The 1536-nt window shown below is 71.1% G+C and carries 1 protein-coding gene and 1 pseudogene; both read left to right on the top strand.

Features of this window, described 5'->3' with window-relative positions; all coding sequences use genetic code 11:
- Positions 1 to 30: 30 nt before the first annotated feature.
- A complete protein-coding gene (locus tag I5I_RS02155) occupies positions 31 to 1155 on the top strand; it encodes a DUF4921 family protein (protein ID WP_374699897.1) in 1125 nt (374 codons plus the stop codon).
- Positions 1152 to 1536: pseudogene (locus I5I_RS15985) on the top strand (SAM-dependent methyltransferase); the annotation flags it as partial. The gene I5I_RS02155 and the pseudogene I5I_RS15985, both read left to right, overlap by 4 nt.

Here is a 1536-nt window from a genome sequence, read left to right as displayed (position 1 = left end):
AGCTCGGTCCCGGGGATCCTCTAGAGTCGTCTGTGTGCGTTCTGCGTGGATCGCTACCTCGAGACGACACCCGAGAAGGCCCGACTGATCGGCCCGCGCTTCGAGGAGGTGCGCCGGGTGCCGGCCCACGCGCTGAACGACTCCGTCGCCGAGTTCCGCCGCTTCGGCAACCTGTTCGAGATCGTGTCGGCGGAGTACTGGCGAGAGAACCACGGCTACCGGCAACCGACCGGCATCGTGCAGTGGGCCGAGGAGTATCTGTCCGATCCCGTGGGACGCGTGCACATGGAGAAGCTCGCCGAGATCCGCGCCCGCGCGGCCGGTGCCGAAACCAGCCTCGAAGAGGCGGCGTTGGACCTGCTCGGCGGCTCCCACGACGTGGTCGTCGCCCGTCGTCATGTGGTCGACGGTGCGAGCACGGATGCCGAGCTGGCGTCGGCGGGAACACTGAGCCCCGACGAGCATGCGGCCTACGTCGCCTTCACCGTGCAGGCACTGGCCGAGATCCAGGCCGCGCAGCCGAACGCCGCGTACGTGAGCGTCTTCCAGAACTGGCTGCGTCCGGCGGGCGCCTCGTTCGAGCACCTGCACAAGCAGCTCGTCGCGATCGATGATCACGGGCCGCAGGTCGATCACGAGCTGCGCCTGCTGTCCCACGACCGCGGGCTGTACCAGCATGAGATCGCCGATCTCGCGGTGTCGGAGGGTCTCGTCGTCGCGGCGACGGACGGCGCCGTCGCCTTCGCGGGCGTCGGGCACCGCTACCCGGCGTTCGAGATCTTCTCGACGTCGGCGGCGAACCTGCCGCAGGAGCACACGGACGCCGAGACCCGCGCCGTGTCCGACCTGCTGCACGCGCTGCACGCCGCGACCGGAGTGCACGTGCCGACCAACGAAGAGTGGCACTATCGTCCGCCGGGCGCGCCGTGGCCCATGCCCTGGCGAGTGGTGCTCAAGTGGCGCATCTCCATCCCGGCCGGCTTCGAAGGCGGCACGAAGATCTACGTCAACACGATCGATCCGTGGGAGCTGCGCCGGCGCACCGTGGCGGGATTGCAGGAGCTGCGCGAGGCGGGACGGCTCGCCGACGGCATCCGCATCGGCGATGAGTGCACACCAGCCGACGCGGTCCTGCGATACGCGGAGGGGTCGTGACCCTGCCGTTCGAGCGGCTTCGGCGCGCGCCCGACGTCGAGGGCGAGGGTCTCGGTGCGGTGGATGCCGCAGACCGCCTGATCCTCGACGAATCGGCCGCTGTGCGCACCGGCGCCCGCGCCGGTGAGATCGCCGTCGTCGGCGACGCCTACGGCGCCCTCGCCCTCGGAGCGGCCCACGACGGCGCCTCCGCGGTGCGCGTGCACCAGGACGCCGTCCTGGGTGAGAGGGCGCTGCTCTCCAACGCCGTCACGCTGGGACTGGCCGAGCAGATCTCCTCCGGCCCCCTGGACGCGGCTCTGGTCGCCGGCGCGCGCGTCGTGCTGATGCGCCTGCCGCGCTCTCTGGACGCGCTGCGCGATGTCGCCGGACGATCGCGGC

It is taken from the genome of Microbacterium sp. B24 (assembly GCF_000333415.1).
In the GTDB taxonomy this organism is placed as follows: Bacteria; Actinomycetota; Actinomycetes; order Actinomycetales; family Microbacteriaceae; genus Microbacterium.
This window is presented reverse-complemented; position numbering and strand designations above follow the sequence as displayed.